General features: G+C 70.2%; 19 protein-coding genes. 10 read left to right on the forward strand and 9 right to left on the reverse strand.

Annotated elements, in window-relative coordinates; all coding sequences use genetic code 11:
- Positions 1-9 precede the first annotated feature (9 nt).
- The 3 genes from DFJ64_RS14770 (at position 10) to hpf (ending at position 3,749) form a co-directional block, all read left to right on the forward strand.
- Positions 10-1,755, forward strand: a complete 1,746-nt coding sequence (locus DFJ64_RS14770) for an LpqB family beta-propeller domain-containing protein (RefSeq protein ID WP_115850984.1) — start codon at positions 10-12, stop codon at positions 1,753-1,755.
- 95 nt (positions 1,756-1,850) lie between these two features.
- Positions 1,851-2,564 carry a ComF family protein gene (locus tag DFJ64_RS14775; RefSeq protein ID WP_211310624.1) on the forward strand — a complete coding sequence of 238 codons (714 nt, stop codon included), beginning with the start codon at positions 1,851-1,853 and terminating at the stop codon, positions 2,562-2,564.
- Positions 2,565-3,065: 501 nt separating this feature from the next.
- Positions 3,066-3,749 (forward strand): ribosome hibernation-promoting factor, HPF/YfiA family, encoded by a 684-nt coding sequence (gene hpf, locus DFJ64_RS14780; protein ID WP_115852116.1) that lies wholly within the window; start codon positions 3,066-3,068, stop codon positions 3,747-3,749.
- A gap of 361 nt (positions 3,750-4,110) precedes the next feature.
- Here hpf and DFJ64_RS14785 read toward each other — a convergent pair whose 3' ends face one another.
- On the reverse strand, positions 4,111-5,253 hold the full coding sequence (locus DFJ64_RS14785) for a GNAT family N-acetyltransferase (protein WP_115850986.1): 1,143 nt from the start codon (positions 5,251-5,253) through the stop codon (positions 4,111-4,113).
- A gap of 161 nt (positions 5,254-5,414) precedes the next feature.
- Between DFJ64_RS14785 and secA the strand changes: the two genes are divergently transcribed.
- Positions 5,415-8,282, forward strand: coding sequence for a preprotein translocase subunit SecA (gene secA, locus DFJ64_RS14790; RefSeq protein WP_115850987.1), 2,868 nt, complete (start codon positions 5,415-5,417; stop codon positions 8,280-8,282).
- A 165-nt stretch (positions 8,283-8,447) separates the two neighbouring features.
- Here secA and DFJ64_RS14795 read toward each other — a convergent pair whose 3' ends face one another.
- Positions 8,448-9,071 carry an Rv3235 family protein gene (locus tag DFJ64_RS14795; RefSeq protein ID WP_115850988.1) on the reverse strand — a complete coding sequence of 208 codons (624 nt, stop codon included), beginning with the start codon at positions 9,069-9,071 and terminating at the stop codon, positions 8,448-8,450.
- Positions 9,072-9,123: 52 nt separating this feature from the next.
- On the reverse strand, positions 9,124-9,981 hold the full coding sequence (locus DFJ64_RS14800; protein WP_115850989.1) for a LysM peptidoglycan-binding domain-containing protein: 858 nt from the start codon (positions 9,979-9,981) through the stop codon (positions 9,124-9,126).
- A 243-nt stretch (positions 9,982-10,224) separates the two neighbouring features.
- Here DFJ64_RS14800 and DFJ64_RS14805 point away from each other — a divergent pair, with 243 nt between their 5' ends.
- The gene (locus DFJ64_RS14805) at positions 10,225-10,779 is read left to right on the forward strand and encodes a hypothetical protein (RefSeq protein WP_115850990.1); all 555 of its coding nucleotides are present in this window, start codon (positions 10,225-10,227) and stop codon (positions 10,777-10,779) included.
- A gap of 204 nt (positions 10,780-10,983) precedes the next feature.
- On the opposite strand, the gene DFJ64_RS14810 is transcribed toward DFJ64_RS14805, so the two are convergent.
- On the reverse strand, positions 10,984-11,223 hold the full coding sequence (locus tag DFJ64_RS14810; protein WP_115850991.1) for a helix-turn-helix domain-containing protein: 240 nt from the start codon (positions 11,221-11,223) through the stop codon (positions 10,984-10,986).
- Positions 11,224-11,437: 214 nt separating this feature from the next.
- Between DFJ64_RS14810 and DFJ64_RS14815 the strand changes: the two genes are divergently transcribed.
- Together DFJ64_RS14815 and DFJ64_RS19955 are read left to right on the forward strand one after the other, a co-directional pair.
- A complete protein-coding gene (locus tag DFJ64_RS14815) occupies positions 11,438-12,109 on the forward strand; it encodes a hypothetical protein (protein ID WP_147304719.1) in 672 nt (223 codons plus the stop codon).
- A 4-nt stretch (positions 12,110-12,113) separates the two neighbouring features.
- Complete coding sequence (locus tag DFJ64_RS19955) at positions 12,114-13,409, forward strand: CpaE/TadZ family protein (protein WP_245941143.1); 1,296 nt, start codon at positions 12,114-12,116, stop codon at positions 13,407-13,409.
- 151 nt (positions 13,410-13,560) lie between these two features.
- Here DFJ64_RS19955 and DFJ64_RS14825 read toward each other — a convergent pair whose 3' ends face one another.
- Complete coding sequence (locus DFJ64_RS14825) at positions 13,561-15,969, reverse strand: polysaccharide lyase 8 family protein (protein WP_115850993.1); 2,409 nt, start codon at positions 15,967-15,969, stop codon at positions 13,561-13,563.
- A gap of 314 nt (positions 15,970-16,283) precedes the next feature.
- On the opposite strand from DFJ64_RS14825, the gene DFJ64_RS14830 reads away from it, so the two are divergent.
- From DFJ64_RS14830 to DFJ64_RS14840, 3 genes are all read left to right on the forward strand, one after another.
- Positions 16,284-17,720 carry a WS/DGAT/MGAT family O-acyltransferase gene (locus tag DFJ64_RS14830; protein ID WP_115850994.1) on the forward strand — a complete coding sequence of 479 codons (1,437 nt, stop codon included), beginning with the start codon at positions 16,284-16,286 and terminating at the stop codon, positions 17,718-17,720.
- 64 nt (positions 17,721-17,784) lie between these two features.
- Complete coding sequence (locus DFJ64_RS14835; RefSeq protein ID WP_115850995.1) at positions 17,785-18,840, forward strand: patatin-like phospholipase family protein; 1,056 nt, start codon at positions 17,785-17,787, stop codon at positions 18,838-18,840.
- A gap of 55 nt (positions 18,841-18,895) precedes the next feature.
- Positions 18,896-19,387 carry a DUF6912 family protein gene (locus tag DFJ64_RS14840; RefSeq protein ID WP_115852117.1) on the forward strand — a complete coding sequence of 164 codons (492 nt, stop codon included), beginning with the start codon at positions 18,896-18,898 and terminating at the stop codon, positions 19,385-19,387.
- An 11-nt stretch (positions 19,388-19,398) separates the two neighbouring features.
- On the opposite strand, the gene DFJ64_RS14845 is transcribed toward DFJ64_RS14840, so the two are convergent.
- Genes DFJ64_RS14845 through DFJ64_RS14860 form a run of 4 tightly spaced genes read right to left on the reverse strand, consistent with a single transcriptional unit; the run spans position 19,399 to position 23,856 of the window.
- The gene (locus tag DFJ64_RS14845; RefSeq protein WP_115850996.1) at positions 19,399-20,091 is read right to left on the reverse strand and encodes a response regulator; all 693 of its coding nucleotides are present in this window, start codon (positions 20,089-20,091) and stop codon (positions 19,399-19,401) included.
- Positions 20,088-21,998: a PAS domain S-box protein gene (locus DFJ64_RS14850; RefSeq protein ID WP_115850997.1), complete on the reverse strand. Its 1,911-nt coding sequence runs from the start codon at positions 21,996-21,998 to the stop codon at positions 20,088-20,090. Before DFJ64_RS14850 ends, DFJ64_RS14845 begins: the two co-directional genes overlap by 4 nt.
- Positions 21,991-22,434, reverse strand: coding sequence for a hypothetical protein (locus DFJ64_RS14855; RefSeq protein ID WP_115850998.1), 444 nt, complete (start codon positions 22,432-22,434; stop codon positions 21,991-21,993). The genes DFJ64_RS14850 and DFJ64_RS14855 overlap by 8 nt, the downstream gene beginning before the upstream one ends.
- 42 nt (positions 22,435-22,476) lie before the next feature.
- Complete coding sequence (locus tag DFJ64_RS14860; RefSeq protein WP_147304720.1) at positions 22,477-23,856, reverse strand: hypothetical protein; 1,380 nt, start codon at positions 23,854-23,856, stop codon at positions 22,477-22,479.

The raw sequence follows: 23,856 nt of genomic DNA on the forward strand, positions 1-23,856 counted from the left end.
GGAGAAGCGATGAGAAGACGGGCCATCGTCGCCGCTGTGCTCGCGCTGGTCGGCGTGCTCGCCAGCTGTGCCCGTGTCCCGACCAGCGGTCCGGTGCGTTTCGAACCCATGGGCACCAGCTCACCAGGACGAACCTCCATCCCGGTGCTTGTCAGCGGACCCGATCCCGGCGACAGCGCCCAGCAGGTGGCCCGTGGGTTCCTCGACTCGATGGCCAGCTACCAGGCGGGTCAACCGATCTCCCGCAAGTACCTCGCGCCGTCGGTCGCCGAGCGTTGGCAGCCCAGTGGTGTCTTCGTCTACGACAGCGCCGTGTGGCCGCTGTCGGAGCCTGAGCCGGGTCGGGTGCTCATCGACGTGCCGTTGGTGGCGCACGTGGGACCTGGTGGCGCGTGGACCTCCGCGCACCCGGGCGAGAGGGTCAAGCTCGACCTGGGGATGACGAAGGTCGACGGCGAGTGGCGGATCAGCAATCCTCCCGACGCCCTCATCATGTCCACCTTCAACTTCAACCGCGAGTTCGCGCAACACAACCTGTACTTCTTCGACCCCAACTTCGAGATCCTGGTCCCGGATCCGGTCTACCTGCCGATTCGGGGCCACCTCGAGACGCTCTTGGTCAACGCGCTGTTGCGGGGTCCTTCGCCGTGGCTGCGGCCCGCCGTCCAGTCGGCTCTTCCCGCTGGCACACGGTTGGCGACGCCAGCGGTCACGGTCGAGGACTCCGTGGCGAGAATCGACCTCACCGGCGACATCGCCAACCTGTCCGACTCCCAGCGGCGGTTCATCCTCGCCCAGCTGGCATGGACGCTGGGTCAGGTGCCGGGCGTGCGCAAGGTGGAGGTGACCTCCGACCGGGTCTCCCTCGGTGTCGAGGACGCGGGCGTCCGACCGGAGAGCGAGAAGTGGCCCATCTACGACCCCATGGTCGCGGGCGCCGCCCGCGGAGCGTACGCCCTGTCGAAGGGGCGACTCGTCATCCTCGGTCCGGACCGGACGGTACCTGTGCGCGGCCCCCTGGGGCAGGTCGATCTGGACGCCCGGTCCATCGCGGTGAGCCTGTTCGCCGAGCGTGACGTGGCTCAGCCGCGGGAAGGCGACAAGCCGGCGTCGGCGCACTGGCTCGCCACCGTCTCGAGCGACGGCACGACGGTGCGGGTGCACAGCTCGGCCGGAGAGACCCGGACGGTGCTGCAAGGCACGGACATCGTCGAGCCGTCGTGGGACCGCACGGGCCAGCTGTGGATGACCGACCGTCGGGGCGGCCGGGCTCGAATCCTCGTCCGCGACTTGTCCGAGCGCCTGTTCCAGGTCGCCGCCCCCGGCTTGACCGGCAAGGACGTCCGCGCCCTCAAGGTTTCTCGCGAGGGTGCGCGGGTGGCAGCCTTGGTCGAGGAGTCCGGCCGCACCAACCTGTACGTGGGTCGAATCGAACGTGGGGACGCGATGAACGCGATCCGTGGGCTGCGCCAGATCCGCGTCCCCTTGACGTCGATGACCGACCTCGCGTGGGCTGACCTGGATCGGATCGTCGTGCTCGGCCGGGAGGGCGAGTCGCCGGCGCGTCCCACCCTGGTCTCCGTCGACGGCTCGCAGGTGGAGTTCCTCGGCAGCGGCCCGAACGCACACGCGCTGGCGGCGGCCCCCGGCCAGCCGGTCCTCCTCGCCGCCGAGGACGGTCGGCTGTACGTCGAGCACAGCGACTACCGCTGGGCCGTCAGAGGAGAGGGCACGTGCCCGGCGTACCCCGGATGAACCCCGGCCCCACGTCCGGGGGGTACTCCGCACCCGGAGCACCCGGAGGGTCCCCCACCTCCGGGGGATGGCGGAGATCCGCGTGGTCGGGTGTCGTGGCTGGCCTTGGGGCGCGCGTCGACGACCTTCTCGACCTCGTGCTGGGCGGTAGGTGTGCCGGGTGTGACCGACCGGGCCGTGCCCTGTGTCGGGACTGCGCGCGAGAGTTCGAGGGCCGGGTGTTCGCGGCGCGGCCCGACCCGGCGCCTTTGGAGCTGCCGCCGGTCTTCGCGCTCGCTCGGTACGAGGGTGTCGTCCGGTCTGTCCTGCTCGCCCACAAGGAGCGTGGTCGAACGAGGCTCGCCAAGCCACTGGGCGCGGCGCTCGGTCGCGTCCTCGCGACCACCGCGGGCCCCGGAGACGTCGTGGTGATGGTGCCCTCCAGGAGGGCGGCGATCCGGACACGGGGGTATGACCCGCTCGCGCGCATCGCTCGCCACGCGGTCGCGAACAGCCGACTCCTGGGTCGACCTCTCCGGATCTGTCCGGCTCTGGCGCTGGCCCGTCCCGTCGCCGACCAGGTGGGGCTCAGCGCCGCCGCACGGGTGGCGAACCTCTCGGGGGCTATGACCGTTCGGCGAGGTTTCGCGAGCTATCTGGCCGGCCGCACGATCGTGCTCCTCGACGACGTGGTGACGACGGGCGCCACGCTCGCCGAGGCGGCGCGGGCGCTGCGTGATGTCGGCGGGAGGGTCCGCGCGGCCGTCGTGGTGGCGGCGACCAGCAAGGGCCCGGACTCTTCGCTCGCCCGGGTTTTCGGACCGGCCTGAGCGGGCTAGCGTTGCCGCATGGCACCCGCCCGGGTCCGTGGTTGCGCTGGACGTCGCCCTCGGGTCGGCGTTCAGCAAGCCGATGCCAGCCGCAGGCGAAACGGCCCACGTAAGGCGACTTCTCGTCGACCGATCACGGTGCGGCTTAGAGGTAAGCCCTGCCTCGCCCGAAGGTCGGATGCCTTCTGGTGCGGGAGAAGGGGGGTAGTGGCGCAGAGCGCACCCGCTGCCGCGAGACCCTCGGCAGGCGAATGTGGGGACGAAGACCAGGTCGGCCGGGCGGGTGCCACCCATTCCGTGGTCGTCCTCAGCCCATGCCTCTCCCGGGCTCATGCCCGCCCTTGTGCTCAGGTCCGTCTTTGCGCGCATGCGACGCACATCACCGGGGCCGGATGTCTCGTCGGCGAAGAAGTGGGGTACGACCCAAATACGCCTTCTCGGCTCCCGCGGAGGTGGTCGTAGGCGTCATCGGCCTCGAGATCCGATGTGGAGGAGGTTCAGGTGGACGTCGTGGTGCTGGGTCGCCACTGTGAGGTGACCGAACGCTTTCGCCGGCACGTCGAGGACAAGATGGCCCGGCTGGAGAAGTTCGCTTCCCGACTTCACCGAGTCGAGGTCGTGGTCTCCAAGGAGAACACCAGGGACGCCTCTCAGTCCGAGCGCGTCGAGCTGACCGTGATCATGCGCGGCCCGGTCGTTCGGGCCGAGGCGGCCGCGGTCAACCGCTACGTCGCTCTCGACCTCGCGCTCGACAAGCTGATCAGCCGCCTTCGCAGAGCCATCGACCGGCGACGCGTGCATCGCGGTGCCCGCGCTCCCATGTCGGTCGCCGAGGCGACCTCGGGTCCGCTCAAGGACGCCACCGCTCCGGCGGAGGTTGTCCGCGGCGAGACGGAGCCGGCCGAGACGGAGGAGTCCACGACGGGCGCCGCCAGCACGGTGGCGGGCATGGAGGTGGTCGGCGAAGGGCCGCTCGTCGTCCGCGAGAAGACCCACGTGGCCGCTCCCATGACGCTCGACCAGGCGCTGTACGAGATGGAGCTCGTCGGCCACGACTTCTACCTGTTCGTCGACGCGGACACGCACCAGCCGAGCGTCGTGTACCGCCGGAAGGGCTACGACTACGGCGTGATCCGTCTCGAGACCCAGGCCCGACCGGCGGCGGCGTCCGGGGGAGGAGGGTGAGCGGGGCCCACCGGGAGTGGGTCGGCGAGCCACCGTCCTGACGGAACGCCTGGCAGATTCAGGTGTTTTATCCAGGTTTGTGTGGGTCAGGATGTGTGTCGTCCGAGCCTTCGGACGCCGAACTTTCGGACAGGCCATCTTCCGTGGGCTTGGACATACTCCGGCGAGGCCACGCCGCTCGTTCCGGCCCGCGCTCCACGCGGCGGCGAAGGCCACCGGGGTTCGGAGCGGCTGCCCGGCGTGGGAGGCAGCCGCCCCTTTCCGGTGGGCGTGGGGCTTCTCGGATCCGGTCAGGGCTTTCCGGAGACCTGCTCCGTTCGAGCGCCTGCGTCGACCCAGCGGACTGGGCGGCTTCGCTCAGTCAGTCGATGTCGTCCCTCAGCCAGTCAGCCGACGTGACGTCCTCGGCGAGCAGGTCGAACACCACCATGTCGGTGAAGCTGCCGTCGCCCAGTTGCTGGGCCGCTCGCCAGACGCCGGCCGGACGCAGCCCGGCACGTTCGGCGACCCGCTGGGAGGCCACGTTCTGTGCCGCGGCGCGGAGCGTCAGTCGGCGCAGGCCCAGGCCACCGTCGTCGACGGGGATCAGGGCGTGCCGCACGATCAGGCGGGCCGCCTCGGTGGCCACGCCTCGGCCCCGAGCTCCCGGGTGCACCCAGTAGCCGAGCTCGGCCGTTCCGGTGCTCTGGTCGATGTCGTTGAGCCCGAACGCGCCGATGCACGCGTCCGTGTCGGGGTCGGCCACCGCCCAGTGGACCCCGCGGCCGGACGCGTGCGCCTCCTCGCGGCCGTGGATGAAGGAGAGCGCCTCCGCTGTCGTGTAGGGGTCGGGGAGGTGAGTGAGCCAGTGCCGGGTGAGCGGGTCGGTGCAGCCCTCCACGACCGCGTCGGCGTCGGACTCGCGGAACGGACGCAAGACGCACCGCCTGCCGCGCAGGACGGCCGCGGTGTACCACGGGTTCGTCGGCTGACGAGGATCGTCGGCGAGGAGGGAGGCCAACCAGCAGTCGGCACGGCCTTGGTCCGCGAGGACGCCAGCGCGGAGGACGCCTTCGATCCGGAACCCGACGCGCCACGCGACCCGTCGGGCTGCCCAGCTGCCCACCGGTGCCTGCCAGTGCATCGCCGACAGACCCGGGCCGGCGTCGGAGAAGGCCCAGTCGACGAGTGCTCGGAGGGCCTCCGTCATGGCGCCACGACCTCGCGCGGAGGGGCGGAGGCCGTAGCTCACGTCGGCCGCGCCGCCCGGCTTGACGCGCAGGGTGACGACGCCGAGGTAGGCGTCCGAGCTGGCGTCGGCGACCGCGAGAGTGAGGTGGTCGCCGTCGCGCCAGCCACGCGGTACCTGGTCGAGGAGGAAGCGCTCGGCGTCGGCACGGGTGGCGAGGTCGGGGAAGATCATCGAGGTCGCCGGATCTCGACCGTGGTCGAGGACGTCCTCGACGTCACCGGCCCGCGGCGGTCGCAGGGCCACGGGGCCGGCCGGAAGGCGGGGAGGTTCCATGTCGGAACATCCTGCCGTGACCGTTGTGTCGCGGGCACGGGCATTGTCTTGGGGGTGTCGCCTACCATGGCCAGAGGCGTGTCGTGAACCTCGTGTACGTCCGCGACACGACCCTCTCACGTTAGGTAGTCGCGACCTGTACGACGAGGAGCCGAGAGTCCGTGCCCGCCCTGCTCGACAAGATCCTGCGTGCCGGTGAGGGGAAGACCCTCAAGAAGCTTCAGGCCATCGCCAGGCAGGTCAATGCCATCGAGGAGCACTTCACGTCCATGACGGACGAGGAGCTCCGCGACATGACCCAGGAGTTCCGGGCCCGGTACGCCGACGGCGAGTCCCTCGACGACCTGCTGCCTGAGGCCTTCGCGACGGTCCGGGAAGCGGCGAAGCGGACGATCCTGCAGCGACACTTCGACGTTCAGATCATGGGTGGCGCCGCCCTCCACATGGGTCACATCGCGGAGATGAAGACCGGTGAGGGCAAGACGCTCGTCGCCACGTTGGCGGCCTACCTCAACGCGATCGCGGGCAAGGGCGTCCACGTCGTCACCGTCAACGACTACCTCGCCCAGTACCAGGGCGAGTGGATGGGGCGGATCTACCACTTCCTCGGCATGTCGGTGGGTGTGATCCGCTCGGACTCGAGCATCCCGGAGCGGCGCAAGGCCTACGCCTGCGACATCACCTACGGCACGAACAACGAGTTCGGGTTCGACTACCTGCGCGACAACATGGCCATGAGCCTGGACGGCTGCGTCCAGCGCGGTCACCACTACGCCATCGTCGACGAGGTCGACTCCATCCTCATCGACGAGGCGCGGACACCGCTCATCATCTCCGGCACGGTCGCGCAGAGCTCGAAGTGGTACGAGGAGTTCGCGCGGATCGCGGCCCGGCTGCGGCCCGACGTCGACTACGAGGTCGACCTGAAGAAGCGCACCGTCGGCATCCTCGAGCCGGGGATCGACAAGGTCGAGGACTACCTCGGCATCGACAACCTCTACGAGCCGGCGAACACCCCGCTCGTCCAGTACCTCAACAACGCCATCCGCGCGAAGGAGCTGTTCAAGCGGGACCGGGACTACGTCGTGCTGGACGGCGAGGTCCTCATCGTCGATGAGCACACCGGTCGCATCCTGCACGGTCGCCGCTACAACGAGGGCCTGCACCAGGCGATCGAGGCGAAGGAAGGCGTTCCGATCAGGGACGAGAACCAGACCTTCGCGTCGATCACGTTGCAGAACTACTTCCGTCTCTACGAGAAGCTCGCCGGCATGACGGGCACGGCGATGACCGAGGCGGCGGAGTTCAACAAGATCTACAACCTCCAGGTGACGCCGATCCCGACCAACCGGCCGATGATCCGCATCGACCAGCCGGACCTGGTGTTCCGCACCAAGGAGGCGAAGTTCGCCGCCGTCGTCAACGACATCGCCGAGCGCCACGCGAAGGGCCAGCCGGTGCTGGTCGGGACGACCAGCGTCGAGCAGTCGGAGCTGTTGTCGTCGCTGCTGAAGAAGCGCGGTATCCCGCACGAGGTGCTCAACGCCAAGAACCACGCGCGGGAGGCGGCGATCGTCGCGCAGGCCGGCCGGAAGGGCGCCGTGACGGTGGCGACGAACATGGCCGGTCGAGGCACGGACATCATGCTCGGTGGCAACCCGGAGTTCCTCGCCGACCAGGAGCTGCGGGAGATGGGGCTCGACCCGGTCGAGCACGCCGAGGAGTACGAGCGCGCCTGGCCGGCCGTGCTCGAGCGGTGCAAGAAGGCCGTGGCCGCGGAGCACGACGAGGTCGCCGCTCTCGGCGGCCTGTACGTCCTTGGCACCGAGCGCCACGAGTCACGCCGGATCGACAACCAGCTCCGTGGTCGGGCGGGACGTCAGGGCGACCCGGGCGAGAGCCGGTTCTACCTCTCGCTCGAGGACGACCTCATGCGGCGCTTCAAGTCCGACTGGGTCGACTGGGTGCTCACGAGCCTGAAGATCCCCGACGATGTCCCGATCGAGAACAAGCGGGTCACCGGGGCCATCGCCTCCGCGCAGGCGCAGGTCGAGGCGATGAACTTCGAGCTGCGGAAGGACATCCTCAAGTACGACGACGTCCTCAACAAGCAGCGCGAGGTCATCTACGCCGAGCGCCGCCGGGTCCTGGAGGGCCAGGACATCCACGAGCAGGTCAAGTCGATGATCGACGACGTCCTGGAGTCCTACGTCTACGTCGCCACGGAAGGACCTCCGGAGGACTGGGACCTGGAGAGGCTGTGGGCTGACCTGAAGACGGTGTACCCGGTCGGTTTCTCCGTCGCCCATGCGGAGGCCGAGGTCGGTGGACGGTCCCACCTGACTCGCGAGGACCTGCTGCGGCGTTTCCGCGAGGACGCGCACCGTGCCTACGAGCGTCGCGAGGCCGAGCTGGGCTCGGACGTGCTCCGTGACCTGGAGCGCCAGGTCATCCTGCGGGTGCTGGACGACAAGTGGCGTGACCACCTCTACGAGATGGACTACCTGCGGGAGGGCATCGGCCTGCGCGCGATGGCGCAGCGCGACCCGCTGGTGGAGTACCAGCGGGAGGGCTACGACCTGTTCATGGCGATGATGGACGCCATCAAGGAGGAGTCGGTCCGCCAGCTGTTCTACGCGCAGGTGCAGTTCGTGCCGGCGACCATCCCAGGTGCCGCGCCCGCGGGGGTGCCGGCGTCCGCCGCGGCCGGGGCCCAGGGGGCAGCGGCGCAGCCGGAGGGAGCACCGGCGCCGCCCCCCGTCCAGGAGCGTCCTCGGGTGGTGGTCCCCGGGCTGGGCGGCCCGCAGCTGAGCCGGCTCTCGTACTCCGGTCCCTCGGTCGACGGCGCCGGTGGCGTGGTGCAGCGCACGGAGCGTCCCGGGACCGGGATCGGCGGTCAGACCGCCGCGCAGGGCGCCGACGGCGACTACTCCGGGACTCCCCGCAACGCGCCGTGCCCGTGCGGGTCGGGTCGGAAGTTCAAGCGCTGCCACGGTGACCCCAAGGCGCGGGCCCGCATGTCCGGCTGACCGGTCGGTTCGCCGGTGCCGATCGGAGACGAGGGTCATGAGCCGTCCGGACGGAAGCCGGTCGGGAACCGACATCTGCAGTCAGCCGCGAGCGCTGTCAGAGACGACGCCGCCGCCCCACCTCGGGACGGCGGCGTCCGTGTCGACGACGGGTTCGCTTCAAGCTCAGCCGAGGACGAGGGCCGTGCAGCGCCAGCGTCCGTCGAGCCCTTCCAGGCGCAGCGCGATCGCTCGCGAGCGACCGCCCTCTTTGACGTGGACGGCCGCCTCGACGACGCCGTCCCGAGGCTCGCACAGGTGCACCGACCGAACCAGCGCGCGTCCTCGACCACGCCGCGCGCCTGGGGCGAGGCGTCCGAGCGCCCGTGCCCGGCGGGTGACGTCGGCGTAGACGCCCTCGTTGGTCCAGCGCAACAGCTGCGTGACCGGCCGCTCCCCGGCGAGCACCTCGACCACCGCCTGAACGAACCGACCGGTCCACGAGTAGGGATCGGGCAAGGCCACCCGCGGCGTGGGTTGGGGAGCGAAGAACGAGTCCTCCGTGCGCGGCTTCGGCGGCCGGCTGCCGACGACCGTGAGGTGTCGCTGGCCCGCGCTGTCGCGTGCCGCTCGCTCCGGAACGGTGACGTCGTCGGTCAGGTCGAGAGCCAGTGCCCCGTCGGTGAGGGGCGTGCCGTGTCCTCGCTCGTCGTCGTACGGAGGCTCGGCCGCCGGCGCGGGTACACGGCGGGGCAGTGCGCTGACGCTGAGTCGCGGAGAGGACTGCGGCGTGGTCCAGGTTGCAGTCATCGGTGCATCCCCCGATTCGGTGAGTGTTGTGGCCGGTGCGGTTGTGGAGACGTCAGCGTTGCGGTGGCGGAGGGGTGAGGATCTGGCCGGGCAAGATCAGGTTCGGATCGTCGCCGATGACCTGCCGGTTCGCCTCGTACCAGCGCTGCCACTCGCGATGGATCTCGGCGTTGCTCGCCCCGGGGCCGAGGTGACGAGCCGCGATGTCCCACAGCGTGTCGCCGCGTTTCACGACCACCTGCTGCTGGACATCCCCCAGGTCGCGGACCGGCGCGCGGGTCACCGGGTCGCTCGTCTGCGGGCGCTCGGGGTTGGGCAGGTCGGCCTGACCGGTCACCGGAGCCTGGTCGGCGACCGGCCGGTCGGGCATCGGCAGCCTTGCCACGATGTCGCTCGCGACGACGTCGCTCGTGACCACGTCAGACCCGCTGGGCCGGTCGAGGCTCGGCAAGGTGACGCCGCTGGGGAGCCGGCTGTCGATGGTGCCCGGCCGGTCGAGGCTCGGCAGCATCTGAGCGGCCGCGGCGGCCGCCTGGGTGGGCTGGTCCACCGTGGCGGCGTTCGCGGGCAGCGCCCCGAACATGGGACCCGCGGCGACGGAGATTCCCAGGGCGATACGCGCGATCCGTCGGTACGCCGCGGGTGTCACGCGCTCGGCTAGCTCGCCGCAGGCACGACCCAGCGCACCTGGGAGGACGGAGAGCGCCATGAGGATCGTGCCGAACGCCAGCCAGGCGTAGCAGGCCCAGGCCAGGACCGCGACCACGAAGACGAGAAGGGCCTCGAACGACGGATTGCCGTCGCGCACCCCACTCCAGCTGCCGGCGGTGAGCCACCGGAGGAACCAAGCGCCCCACGCGAAGGCGAGGAGGACGCCGATCGGTGAGAGCACTCGGCGGGCGGTCCGCATTGGTTGGCCTCCGAACCTTTCGATTGCTTGCGTTTGCTTTCATACTCTGCGGTTCGATGCGCTGTCAACCGAATGTGGTCTCTGATGCTTTGATTCGTGTTCGTCCGGCTTCGCACGTTCGCTCGCGAGGTCGCCTGACCGCGTTCGCTCGCGAGGTCGCGTGACGATGTAACGACCGACCGTGGCCGCGAGTGAGCAGCGACCAGACGGTGTCGTCGATCACTCACGCAGTACGGTGGCCCGGTGCGTTGGGAGAGCCTTTTCGCCGATCTCGATGCTCAGATGGAGGAGCTGGAGGCCGCCGAGCTCGCCTCGGAGGTCGCTGATCGCACCCGTCGTGAGGTCGCGCGGTTCCGGCTCGTCGACCGGCTGCGGCCGATGCGCGGCTATCCCGTGGTCGTCTACGTCCTCGGCGCCGGCAAGGTGGCGGGACGGATCTCCAGCGTGGGAGCTGACTGGCTGCTTCTCACCGAGGAGACGAGGTTCGAGGTGCTCGTTCCGCTGGACGCCATCACCGGGATCACCGGTCTCGGCGGACTCACCGCCGCGCCCGGCAGCGAGGGACGGGTCGCGGCGCGGCTCACGCTGGCGTACGCGCTCCGCGGCATCGCCCGCGACCGATCCTCGGTCGCGGTGGCCATGCGGGACGCCAGTGTCGTGACCGGGACGATCGACCGGGTTGGCGCCGACTTCTTCGAGATGGCCGAACACGCGCCTGGCGAGGTACGTCGAGCCCGCGACGTCAAGGGGATACGCACGGTGCCCTTCGCAGGCGTCGCATTCGTGCGGCGCTCCTAGGTCGGCACCGTGGTCGTCCGTGAGGCCGGCCACGGGGAGTGGCGCTGAAAGGCTCTGCCCCTCGGCGACCAGCCTCACGCTCGGCGACAGCTCGTCACAAGGCGTATGCCGACGCGGTTCGCTCCCGGCCCCTCGCTTCGTCGGGGCCGGGACGCGAACCCACGACCGAGCTGGGTGCCTCGGCGGCGCCGTCGTCGGGGCGGCTCAGAGGTCGTCCGCCTTGTTCGAGGTGTAGGGGTGCGCGGCGATGAACTCCCGGGTCTCGGAGTACATGCGCTGGATGTACTCCTCCAGCGCGCTCGCCTCCACCCGCCACTGGCCGCGCCCACCGATCTTGATCGCCGGAAGTTCACCGCTGCGGACGAGAGCGTATGCCTGTGCCGCCGAGATATTGAGCACCTCCGCGACATCAGCCAGCTGCAGGAACCTTGGCGTGCCAGGCAAGGTGGTCTCCTCTCTCGACGTACCCCAGCCTCAGTTTGCCACGCGTTTGCTTGCGGTTGCCTTCGCTTGTCCACAGGTTCCTTGACTCGGTTCCGTCCACAGGACGACGCCAGGACACCAGGGCCGGCTCAACTGTCGTACTGTTTTGGGCGCCCGCGACCATGAAGCCCAGCGACCACGACGCCTGGTGATCGCGAACCGGAGGAGTGAGACCTTGTCCGAAGTCCCCTCGCCGAAGGCCACTCGGCAGGCTCGGCCGCGCTGGCTCGACCCCAAGCTCTTCCTCGGCATCCTGCTCGTGCTGGCGTCGATGGCCCTCGGTGCCCGGGTGATCGCCCAGGCGGATGCCACGGTCGAGGTGTGGGCGGTCAAGGACGACGTCGACCTGGCTCCCTCGGCTCCGCTCGACGAGAGCGTGCTCGTGGTTCGCAAGGTGCGCTTCACGAGGCAGGAGGACGCTGACCGCTACGTGTCGGCGCGCGAGAAGATCCCCGAAGGGGCACGCATGGTCCGAGCGGTGGGTGCCGGTGAGTTCCTGCCCCGCAACGCCTGGACCACCAAACCGGACAGGCAGCTGCGGGACGCTCCGATCCCGGTGGAGGCCGGGCTCCTGCCGAAGTCGCTCCGCCAGTGGGATCGTGTCGACGTCTACTTCATTCCCGCGAACGACGACTCCTTCCCGCCGAAGAAGGGTGTGCTCGGCGCCAGCAACGTCATCGTCACCCAGCTGCCCTCCGGAGGAGGGCTCAGTGGCGGGGACGGCGGCGCCACGATCCGGATCGCGCTCGACGAGATGAGCGAGGGCTTCTCCCTCGAGCAGCTCGTCGCCAACGCGGGCAACGCCAGGGCCGTCATCGTCAAGCACGTCGCGCCGGAGTCGAGGTGAGACCGTGACGCTTCCCGTCCTCACCGCTGTCACAGGGGCGCGATGGGAGTCCGATCTCGTCGCCGCTCTCGAACGCAGCTCGCTCGGACTCGATGTCGTTCGCAGGTGCGTCGACCTTCCCGACCTGCTCGCGACCGCACAGTCAGGTCAGGCGCGTGCCGTCCTGCTGTCGGCCGACCTGCGACGACTGGACCGGGACGCCGTCGCCCGGTTGTTCGCGGAGGGAGTCGCGGTCGTCGGCGTGGTGACCCCTGGTGACCGCCAGGGAGAGGAACGACTACGGCGGCTCGGCGTCGCCACCGTGGTCCCGGCCGACGCGCCCGCTGACGTCCTCGCCAACGCGGTCGCGGAAGCCGTCGAGCTGTCCCAGAAGACGCAGCGGGTGCCGGACTTCGCGGTGGCCAACCCTCGCGCCGCGATGCCGGTGCCGCCGCCGATGCCGGAGCCGCCACCCTACGAGACGGCGACCGGGACGGGTCAGCTCATCGCGGTCTGGGGCCCCGCCGGCGCGCCCGGCCGCACGTCGGTCGCGGTGACATTGGCCACGGAGCTGTCGCTGTTCGGCGTCCCCACCTTGCTCGCCGACGCGGACGTCTACGGCGGCGTGGTCGCGCAGGTCCTCGGCATCCTCGACGAGGCGCCTGGCCTGGCCGCGGCCTGTCGGTCGGCGAACAACGGCACCCTCGACCTGCCGGCCCTCGCCCGGCACGCTCGCGAGGTGATGCCGCGCCTGCGCGTGCTCACCGGCATCCCGCGGGCCGACCGTTGGCCGGAGCTCCGGGCGAGCGCACTGGAACAGGTGTGGGGTCTCGCCCGCCAGCTGGCGGCGGCGATCGTCGTCGACTGCGGGTTCTGCCTCGAGCAGGACGAGGAGATCTCCTTCGACACCGCGGCTCCGCGCCGGAACGGCGCGACGCTCACGACCCTGGAGGCGGCGGACACGGTCATCGCAGTGGGTGCGGCCGACCCGGTCGGGCTCCAACGACTGATCCGAGGCATCGAGGAGCTGCGCGAGACCATCCCCGGTGTCAACCTCCGCGTGGTCGCGAACCTCGTCCGCAAGGGGCCGGTCGGTGGCGACGCCGAGAGCCAGATCCGGGAGGCGTTGCGTCGCTACGCCGGGGTCGAGGGCGTGGTGTGCGTTCCCTACGACCGCGCGTCGTTCGACACCGCGCTCGCCCAGGGACGCACGCTCGCCGAGGTGGCGCCCAAGTCCATCGCGCGTCCCCCGCTCCGGGCCTTGGCAGCCGAGCTCATGGGCATCACCTTGCCCCGCCAGCGGCGTCGACGCCGCCGCTGAGACGTCACCAGATCCGTCGCACGCGCTGGCGCTCCCTGGTCACGGAGCCCCGTCCCGCGGACGGGGCCGCCGTCTTCCAGGTCGAGCGCGGAGCGGTGCCGCGTCCTCCGCGTGTGAGGCGGTGCCCCACAGAATCCTCCGGCCCCGTCGATCAGCGGCGGAGGGTCGCGCGGTGGGTGGCACCGGCCGATCCCGTCACAGCGACCCGCAGCCGCACAGTGGGGGACGTGGACAGCACGGTGACGGTGTCGTCGGCCTCCACGGTGTCGTACCCGCGACGGTCGAGCGTGACCGTGACGGAGGTGCCCTCCTGCGTCGGGTCGGCGACCGCCACCTCCAGCGTGCCGGCGCGCTCGCGCACGAGCACGGCGCACGGCTGGTCCACCGTGATCCGGCCGATGCTGCCCGGCTGCCAGAAGTTCGCCGCGACGACGCCCAACCGAGGCGCCCGGATCGCCTGGACGGCCGCGGTATTGGCGAGGATCTGGAAGCCCGGAGCGTCCGCGAGCTCGGCGGTACGGGCTCGCGAGGCGCCTGGCACGACCGCGTAGGCGTACGTCGCGTCCGTCGGGTCGACGCCGTGGTCGAACCAGAGCGTGACGTAGCGCCGGGTGAGCGGCGTCGTCGGGCCCCCGGTGTTGATGTCTCGCCAGGCGCCCGTGCGCTCCTCGCGAAGAACCCGAAGCGAGCCGCCGGCGGGGAACAGGTAGCCGGCAACCCCCTCGAGGTGAGCCCACCGGACACGCTCGACGGTCTCCTCCGCGCCCAGTGTGGTCGCGCGGACGCGGCCGTTCACCGTGAGCTCGTTGGTCCCGTCGGCATGCAGGTTGCGGTTCTCGACGATCGACTCGACCGCGTGACCCGAGGAGCCGGTGATCCCAGCGCCGAGCGCGACGACGTACTCGTCCAGGCAGAACCACGACTTCAGCGCGCGCATGGGGGACTCTGGTCCCTCCAGGTGCTGCCCGACGGTGGCGTAGCCGTCGAGCGTGGCGCCGCCGACCCAGGTCGCGGTCGGGGGGCGCGCCTCTCCCCACTGTCCACCGGCCCGATCCGGCAGCGGCTTCTTGTCGACGGTGATGCCGGGCAGACGGTAGAGGTCGACGGTCGGCCAGAAGGCGTCGGTGTACTGCCCGTTGTCCGCGTCGTAGAGGTAGGTCATGCCGGAGCCGGTGTGGTACCCGCGGTCGTTCTCGCCGTTCCCGCACTCGTAGTACGCGATCCGCGTCGACGCCATCGAGATCGCGAAGGCCCACCCCGGCCGGCGGTGCACCGCGCGCGCCATGCCGGGGAACAAGTTGTGGCCGACGGGCTCGGGGGCGGGCTCCACACCCGAGCGGCGCAGCTCGGTGACCAGGGCGGCCGCCGGCACGGACGCGTTGGCGAGCATGTCGCCGAAGGCGTCACGCTCGAGCCAGCCGGCCACGCGGGCCCGCCATCGGTCGGCGACCGCGGACTCGACGCCCAACGCCAGGCGCAGGATCGCCTCCACGGCTTGGTAGGCGTTGGTGTGGTCGGTCTCGTTCGCGCGGGAGATCGCGCGGCCCCGCACGAAGTCCATCATCCGCGCGTCGTGGATGACGGGCGCGTAGGTCCGCTCGACGGCGTCGACGAGGTTGTGCCGGCTCGGGTCACTGACCTCGTACGGCGAGTCGGCGAGCAGCGCGAAGAGCTTGCTCAGGCCGCCGAGCAGCACCACGCCGTAGGTCCCCGTGTAGGCCACCCAGGTGTGCTGGATGAACGAGCCGTCCCGGTAGAAGCCGTCGCCTGTGGTGACGTACTGCCAGACATCGCTGAGGCCGTCGCGGGCGCGAATCACCTTGTCGGCGTCCTTCAACGCGATCCCGCGAACCGCTACCGCTTGACACAGGTCGACCCGGTTGGCGCCGGTCGACAGACCACGACGGTCCCCGTGCATCATGTACCACGGGTCCGGCACGAACCAGTCGATCGCCGCGGCGTACCGCTGCAGGGCGTCGGGGCTGAGGTGGTCGTACAGCAGGCACATGGCGTCCGCGAGAGGCCGGCTTGCCCCGATCTCCCACGACCACCAGTTGCCGAACTCCTCCCTCCCGGCGTAGTAGCCCAGCTCGTTGACGGTCTCCAGCCCGGCGAGAATGTCGGCGAGGAGGTCCTCGTCACCGTAGAACCGGTTGCCTCTGGTCGCCCACGCCGTCGCCATCCGCGCGAGGTTGACGAGCGTGCTCGAGACGTGGGCGTCGTTGTCCATGCTCAAGTCGGCGAAGACCCGGTCCCGGTCGGGCGAACGCACGAGGTTGTCGAGATGGCCCTGGACGGTGTTCTCGAGACGACGCAGCGCGGCAGCCACCGCCGGCTCGTTCGGGTCGAGGTCGTCGCCGCCGGTCAGCAGCCTCACCCACGTGCGACGCAGCGAGTCGAACACGTCCCCGTCGTCAGCGACCGCCGGCCCGGCGCGGAAGCCTTGGTCGGCGAGGACCGCGGCGGCCGCGGCGCCGAGGAGCACCTGACGCCGCGTGGGTGCCCAACGGTGGAGCCCGTCGTGTGCGGGAGCGTCGTGGGGAGCGGGGCGCGTTGCCACGTCGGCACCTCCAGCGCTGATCGTGATCAAGGCAGCCGGACGCTACCAAGATCAGGTGCTGGCCGCCGACACCGCCGCCGATCTTGGTCGTCCGGTCGTGCCCCTCGACACCGGTGGGCGTGGCGAGGACCGGCGACCTCCGGCGGTCCGGCGAGGTTGGACCGTCGGGTCTGCGCGCAACGGTTGGGGAAATCGACGCTGGGGGAGTGCCTCGTCTCGATCGGCCGACCGTGGCCCGTGGGTGGGGAGGGGCGCCGGCGCGTCGGACGTGACACGATGAGGCTCCGGGCGGTGAGCGGAGCGGAGGTCAGGAGATGCCGGACCGGCTGAGCGCGCTGGACGTGTCGTTCCTGTACCTCGAGGAACCCACCACGCCCATGCACGTGGGCAGCGTCGGGGTGTTCGAGACACCCGAAAGCGGGTTCGGCTTCGACGACCTCGTGGACGTGGTTCGGGAGCGCCTGGCCTATGTCCCGCGCTATCGGCAGCGGGTTCGGTGGGTGCCGGGCAACCTCGCCCATCCGGTGTGGGTGGACGACGAGGACTTCGACCTCACCTACCACGTCCGTCGATCGGCTGTTCCGCGTCCCGGCACGCCCGACCAGCTACGGGAGCTCGTCGCGCGCATCATGAGCCGGCCGCTCGACAGGTCCCGCCCGCTGTGGGAGATGTACCTCGTCGAAGGTCTGGAAGGCGGCCGCTTCGCGCTGCTGTCGAAGACGCACCAGGCGATGGTCGACGGGATCTCCACCGTCGACATCGGCCAAGTCGTCCTTGACACCACACCTCACCGACCCGAGGCGCCGGCCGACACGTGGACGCCCTCGGCCGAGCCGTCCTCCATCGAGCTGCTCGCCGGGGCGCTCGTCGACGTCGTCCGGCGTCCGGGCGACCTCCTGGAGTCCGCCCAGCGGACACTCACCGACCTTCCGCGCGCGGCGGCCCGGGCGGTGCGCCTTCTCGGTGGGGCGGCCGGCGGCGTCGCGACCGCCATGCGGACCGCCGCCCGACCGGCCCCGACGAGTCCGCTCAACGTGTCGATCGGCGCCCAGCGGCGCTTCGCGTCGGTCGACACCAGTCTCGACGACTATCGCGCGGTCCGTCGGCGGCGAGGTGTGGCCATCAACGACGTCGTGCTCGCCACGATCGCCGGTGCTCTCCGGTCCTGGCTGTTCACCCGCGGTGTGCGCGTGGTGTCGACGACGACGGTGCGCGCGCTGGTGCCCATGAGCGTGCTGACCGACGACAGCTCTCGAAGCCACGTCGCGGAGTACATCCTCGACCTGCCGGTGGGTGAGGCGAATCCCGCCATGCGTCTCCAGCAGGTGGCGTACGCGACGAAGGCACACCGGGAGGCCAGTCACGCGGTGCGAGCCCGCGCGCTCGCCGGCATGGCCGGCTTCGCTCCACCGACGCTCCACGCACTGGGCGCCCGGGTGGCGAGCTCCCTGTCCCGGCGGGTCTTCAACCTCGTCGTCACGAACGTGCCGGGTCCTCAGACCACGCTCTACGTCGCCGGTGCTCCCATGGTGGCGAGCTATCCGGTGGTGCCCCTGGCGAAGGGGCAAGCACTCGCGATCGGGCTCACGTCGTACAAGGGCAAGGTGTGCTTCGGCCTCAACGCTGACCGGGACGCCATGCCCGATCTGAACGTTCTCGCCCAATGCATCCCGGATGCCCTGACCGAGCTCGTGGAGGCGGTCGAACAGATGCCAACACGGCCCGACCGACGCGCTCGCAAGGCACACTGAGAGTCAGGAGGACCAGGAGTCGAGGACGCCAGGAGGACCCTGAGCCCCCGGTAAGGAGGGCGGAATGAGCAGCCCGCGGCGTGGTTTGGTACTCGGTGCGGGTGGTGTCCTTGGTGCGGCTTGGATGATCGGGGCACTCTGCGCCCTCGAAGAAGAGACCGACATCAACACCACCAAGGTTGACCTCCTCGTCGGCACATCCGCCGGGTCCGTCGTGGCGGCCCTCCTGGCCGCGGGCGTGTCCCCCGAGGAGCAGCGGGCACACCAGCTAGGGGAGAACCTCGACGGAAGCGTTCTCAACGGGGTGGAGTTGGACTATGACGCCCTCGGCGGGCGTCCACCGACGCCGTGGCCGGGTGTCGGCTCGGCTCGGCTGCTCGCCGCGATCGTCCGTGACCGGCGGCTGCTCAGCGCGCCGCTGGTCCTGGCCGGTCTGCTGCCTCGTGGCCGAGGATCGGTGGACACCCTCGTCAACCTCATCGACCAGATCGTGCCGCGCTGGCCGAAACACCCGGAGTTTCTCGCCGTCGCCATGGACTACCACGCGGGGGAGCGGGTCGCGTTGGGGCGCAAGAGCGGCTCGTCGGTCCGGCCCTCCCAAGCGGTCGCCGCGTCGTGCGCGATCCCGGGGTGGTTCGCTCCCGTCGAGATCGACGGCAGGGTATACGTCGACGGTGGCACCGCGTCGATCGCCTCGGCGGACTTGGCGGCTGGGCGGAACCTCGACGAGGTCTACGTGTTCGCTCCGCTGGCGTGGTTGGCGTCCCCGGAGTCGATGAGCCCGTCGTTGTGGATGCTGCAGCACTGGCGACGTGCGCTGACCCGCCAGCTCAGCCGTGAGGTCGACGTGCTGCGCGCCGAGGGCACGAAGGTCACCGTCATCGCGCCGACGGCCGAGGACCTGATCGCCTTGGGCACCAACCCGATGGACCAGCAGCGCCGCCTGCAGGTGCTGGAGACGTCGCTGCGCACGAGCCGGGCCGCCTTCCGAGGGATGCGCCGCCGTCGAGTTCGCCAAGGTGTCCGGGTGCGGCAGGGTGGACGCGCTGTCTCAGACCATCGCGACGTGCGCCATCATGCCGACGTGTCGCACGCGCGCCGGCGAGGCCGCTCGTCCTGAGCGCGAGCTCGCGCGCGCGTACACGGGGCAGTGTGAGGTTCGGGAAGGACGCAGCATGCGGGTCTACCTCGGTGTCACCATGACCGAGCTCGCGGCCGCCGTCGCCCACGGTGGGTTCGGCCCCCCGCCGCTGACGGCGCACGCCGTGACCCCGGCCTTGCGGGAGTGGCTCGTCGACGGCGACCAGGAGGAGTTGGAGTACGCCGCGACGGAGGGTGCGGCGCACACCTCGTTGCAGAAGGTGAGCGCCGATCCGCGCGCGCCTCGCCGACGGGTGGTCGTGGCCGCGGACGTGCCAGACGCGATGGTGCGGCCGGTTGCCGGTCAGACGCGGTCGACGGTGGAGGTCCAGACCGCGGTTCGGCTGTCGGATGTCGCCTCCGTCCACGTCGACGAGCCGGCCGCCACCGAAGCCGTCGAGGCGGCGGTGGCCGCGCTCGCGCGAGCGAGCGAGGACGACACCGTCACCGACGAGCTCGCCGAGCGTGAGCTGCTGTGGTACGCGCGGCAAGAGATTCCGGACCTGCTCGCCGAGGTGACGACCTAACGGGGGCCGGGCTACCCGGCGTCGAGAGAGTCGTCGAGTTCCTCGGCGGCGCCGGCCGCCTTGACCACCGCCTCGAGCTTCGACCGTGCGTCCAGCTTCTCCAGAATCCTTCGGACGTGGCTTCGAACCGTCGGGTAGGCGATGTTCAAGCGGGCCGCGATCTCGCGGTTGTCCAAGCCTTTCGACATCAGCTGGAGAATCTCTCGCTCGCGGGTGGTGAGACTCTCCAACGCCTGCGCCCGATCCGACTTTCTCCGGGTTTCCTCCCGGCACTTGCTCAGCAGCTCGGCGAGCCGCTGGGCGGGGATGAGCATCTCCCCGTCGGCCGCCCGGCGTACTGCGTCAACGATCTCTTGACTGCTCGAGGTCTTGCACAAGTAGCCTGACGCGCCTGCCTCGACGGCGGCGATCATCGCTTGGTCGCTGTCGTCCGCGCTGACGAAGACCACCGTGGTGTCGGGCCGCTTCTCACGGATGCGACGAGCCGCGTCGACACCGCTCCCGTCAGGGAGCCAGTAGTCCACGACGAGCACATCGACTCGTTCTTCGTCGGCGATCCGCACAGCGTCGTCCACGGTGGACGCCCAACCGAGGACGGAGAGGTCCGGGTGCTCGTCGAGGAGGGCGGTCATGCCCTCCGCAACCACAGCGTGATCTTCCACGACGAGTACCCGAATCGGGCCGGTATCGGGTGGTGTGGTCACTCCTCGCCTCCGCGCCGCAGTCCCCCCTCGTGCGGAATCCAGAACTCCACGGTAGTACCAGCCCCGGGGGCGCTTTCGATCCGGCACCAGCCGCCGACGATGTCGGCGCGGTCCCGCATGAGGGTTAGCCCCAGATGTCCCGGTCGTCCCTCCACCGAGCGTACGTCGAAGCCGACGCCGTCGTCGGTGATCTCCACCAGAGTGCCTCCCTCGACCCCAACCAGCCGCACGTCGACTCGCCGTGCCCGAGCGTGCTTGCGCACGTTCATCAGCGCGTCTTGGGCGATGCGGTAGATGAGAACCCGAGTCTGTCGCGGTGGCTCCTCCTCGAGGCGATTGTCTAGATGGCACTCGATGCCCGTCTCCGTCTGGAGTTGTTCGAGGTAGGCCTTGATGGCGGCGACGAGCCCCTCGTGCTCCAACGCCGGTGGGCGGAAGTCGAAGATCAGTCGACGCAAGCGGTCCGCGGCGAGTCGGATCGTCTCCTCGAGCTTGGCGAGAACCCGCAGGTCCTCAGGGTCGCTCAGGCGTCGACGGAGCTGCTGGAGGCGGAGCGCGGCGGCCGTGATGACCTGGAGGCTGTCGTCGTGGATGCCCGCCGCGATCCGCCATCGCTCGCGCTCCTGCGCGCCCACGAGGTCAACCAAGACGTTGCGATGGGACTGTCCCGCCGCCCGTAGCGTCTCGACGCTGCGCTCCAAAGCAGCGCGCGATCCGGCCATCTCGGTCATGTCCCGCATGGCCAGGATGACCTGGACACCTTCATCAGTCCGGATACGACCGATGCTCACGCTGACGGGAAAGTCGCTCCCGTCGCGCCGCCTGGCGGTCAGCTCCATGCTGACCGGCGTGAGGTCCTGCGCGCCGCGGGTGTCGTCGGCCTCCCGCCGATAGATGGTCACCGGGTGCTCGGGCAGCAGGACGTCGACCTCCTGGCCCACCAAATCCTCACGGGCGTAACCGAACAACTGCTCGGCGGCGGCGTTGACCAACTGGATCGTGCCGTCGGTGTCCACCAGGACGGTCGCGTCCGGGAAGGCCTCGAACAGGCGCCGGAAGCGGGCCTCGGTGAGGCTGAGCTCGCTCACGTCCCGGAGGAACACCGCGACTCCGCGTTGCCCGTGCGGCATGGGTGTGGCGGAGACCTCGACCGGAAACGTGGTCCCATCCTTGCGTCGTCCGGTCGCGGTGAAGTGGACCGCGGGTTCCTCGTCGGGCGGCTCCCGACGAACCAGCCGGTGAAGGAGCTCGTCCGCCGGTTCGCCGTACTTCGACGTCGGCACGAGAGTCGTCACCGGCAGGTCGATGAGCTCTGTGCGTCGGTACCCGAACAGTCGCGCCGCCCTGGCGTTCACGAGCTCGATGCTGCCGTCCGCCGCCACGAGCACGACAGCGGCCTCCACCCGGTCGAGCAGCTGTCGGAGGAGGTTGGCGTTCTGCAAGGCGACGGCGCCGGAACGACGCTCGTTCTCCAGCTCCCGTCGAAGCAGGAAGACGCACTCGCGCGCCAGCGCGGCCGACATGCTGAGCTGGCCACGTGCCGCACGGGCGATGGCCTCCAGCAGCTCCTCGTCACGGCTGCCCTTGACGAGGTAGGCGGACGCTCCCGCGGCCAGGACCTCGATCGCGTTGCTGGCGTTCTCGTAGGCGGACAGGACGATCACAGCGGTCGTGGGCGAGCGGTCCTGGATCGCCTTGATCGTCGCTGGAGCGGTGCCACCCGGCATCCGGATGTCCAGGACGACGACCCGTGGCCGATCTCGGGCCGCGAGCCGGATGACGTCGTCGTGGTTGACCGCCTCCCCGACCAGCTCGAGCTCAGACTGGCTCGAGATGAGGTCGGCCAGGGCGTCGCGCATCGCCCGGTCGTCATCCGCGATCACCACGCGGATTCGTGGCTCAACCATGCGGTGCTCCGACCCGTGCGAGCGCGGCGTGTGGGCTTGCTACCTGCACCTGGAGTGGAATGTCGTGGGTGATCCACGGCAGGGCGTGCGCGACCGGACCCACCAGGGTCTCGTAGTGGTCGGCGTCAACCCGGCCGCACAAGGCGACCGCGATCGCCGCGTCCCAGGTCGCGGCCCAGAATGCCCAGTCGGCGGTGTGGGAGCGGTTGGCCACGTCTATCGCCTTCTGGCGAGCGAGCGCGGCCGCGCCCAACGTGGCCAACCGCTCCCTCGGCGTCATTGCCTGCCCGATGGCGGCCCAGGCACTCGCCCGGGCTCGTGGCGACTGACGCCGCCGGTGGGCCGCCACCGCCTCGACCTGCCCGACGTCGAGCTGGTCGAGCGAGGAGAGCAGGTGCAGGACCCCTCGCGTGTTAGGCCCGAGGAAGTCGGTCATCGCGAGGCTCCTTCCTGGTCTCGCGCCCGGCTCGAGTCCTCGTCAGCGGCGCAGGTCCTCCGGCAGCTTGAACTTCGGCTGCGGCGGGATGTTCACCGGACCCTCGGGCTTGTCGACCTTGACAGTGACCGTCCCCGTGCCGCCGCTTCTCGCGCCGACCAGCCTGAACGTCACGGACTTCTGCGCGTCCGCGGGGATCTGGTACTGGCCGGCGGCGGCCGCGTTACCTCGGGCGTCGACGCGGAAGGCGGCCACGAGTTCGTCCTCGACGTAGACGTGTACTGCCTCGTTAGGCGCGAAGCCCTTGGCGTAGAAGTTCAGAACGGTCCCCGGAAGTCCGCCCCACGTGCTGGTGCGCACGACGGGCGTGTAGGGCTGGGCGAGGAAGCCCGCCTTGGCGGACGCGCGGCTCTGCTCGCCGACGAACACCAACGTCTGCCGGCCCTTGAGGCCGTACGGCACCTTGAACGCGACCCCGCCGATTGTGCCGTTCTCCGCCGCCCGCATGGTGATCACCGGCGGACCGGAGACGTCGCCGAAGTAGCCGAGCACTCGCTCGTTGGGTGCGAAGCCCTTCCCGGTGAGCGAGATGAGCTCCCCCGCTCGGGCGGCGAACGGCTTGGTCAGAACCGAGGGGTACTGCCGAAGGAGCTGGAACGGTGCCATCGCGGTGGCCTTGCTCTTCGTTCCCATCAGGATGACGGTGTTGTGGCCCACCGGCCCGACGCCGACGCGCAACGGCTCGGCCTGAAGCTTGCCGGTCTCATCCGCTCGCAGCACGGCTGACGGCGTTCCGGTGATCCGTCCCCAGAAGACGTGAATCTTCTCGTGGGGCATGAAGCCCTCGGCGTCGACGGTCAGCGCGGTGCCGGGCTGGCCGACGTCCTTGCTGAGCTCGGCCGTCGCGACACCGGCCTGAGAGATCAGCTCGGCCCGGGCGGACTTCTTGCCGTCCTCCTGGACGACGGTCACGAACTGCCGGCCGCCGGAGTTGGCCGCGCCCCACGGGTAGGTGAAGGACGTGTCGACCACGCCGTATCGGTCAACCCTGTCCGTGGCCATCACCTTGGGCTTGTTCTTCCCGATGGTCAACAGGACCTGCACTTGCGCGCCCTTGTCGAAGCCTGTGGCGTTGACGTTGACGGCGCTGCCCGGCCTCGCGAGTCCCGGGTTGAGAGTGGCGATGGGGCCGGTACCTACCGGAACCTTCTTGCCGTTGAACTCCACCACGCGCCGTGGCGTCTCCTTCCTCGGAGGGGCCTCTGCGGCAGGGCCTCCCCGGCCGGTGACGTCGAGGGCGTTCCGTGCGGACCCGCCGAGGAAGGACCGACCCAGGGAGACGACGACCAGCAGGGCCACCATCGCGATCAGGATCCGTTTCCACGACCAGTAGCTCTGGTTCGTCCATGTCGGCATCTTCAT

The organism is Thermasporomyces composti, assembly GCF_003386795.1.
Classification (GTDB): Bacteria; Actinomycetota; Actinomycetes; order Propionibacteriales; family Actinopolymorphaceae; genus Thermasporomyces; species Thermasporomyces composti.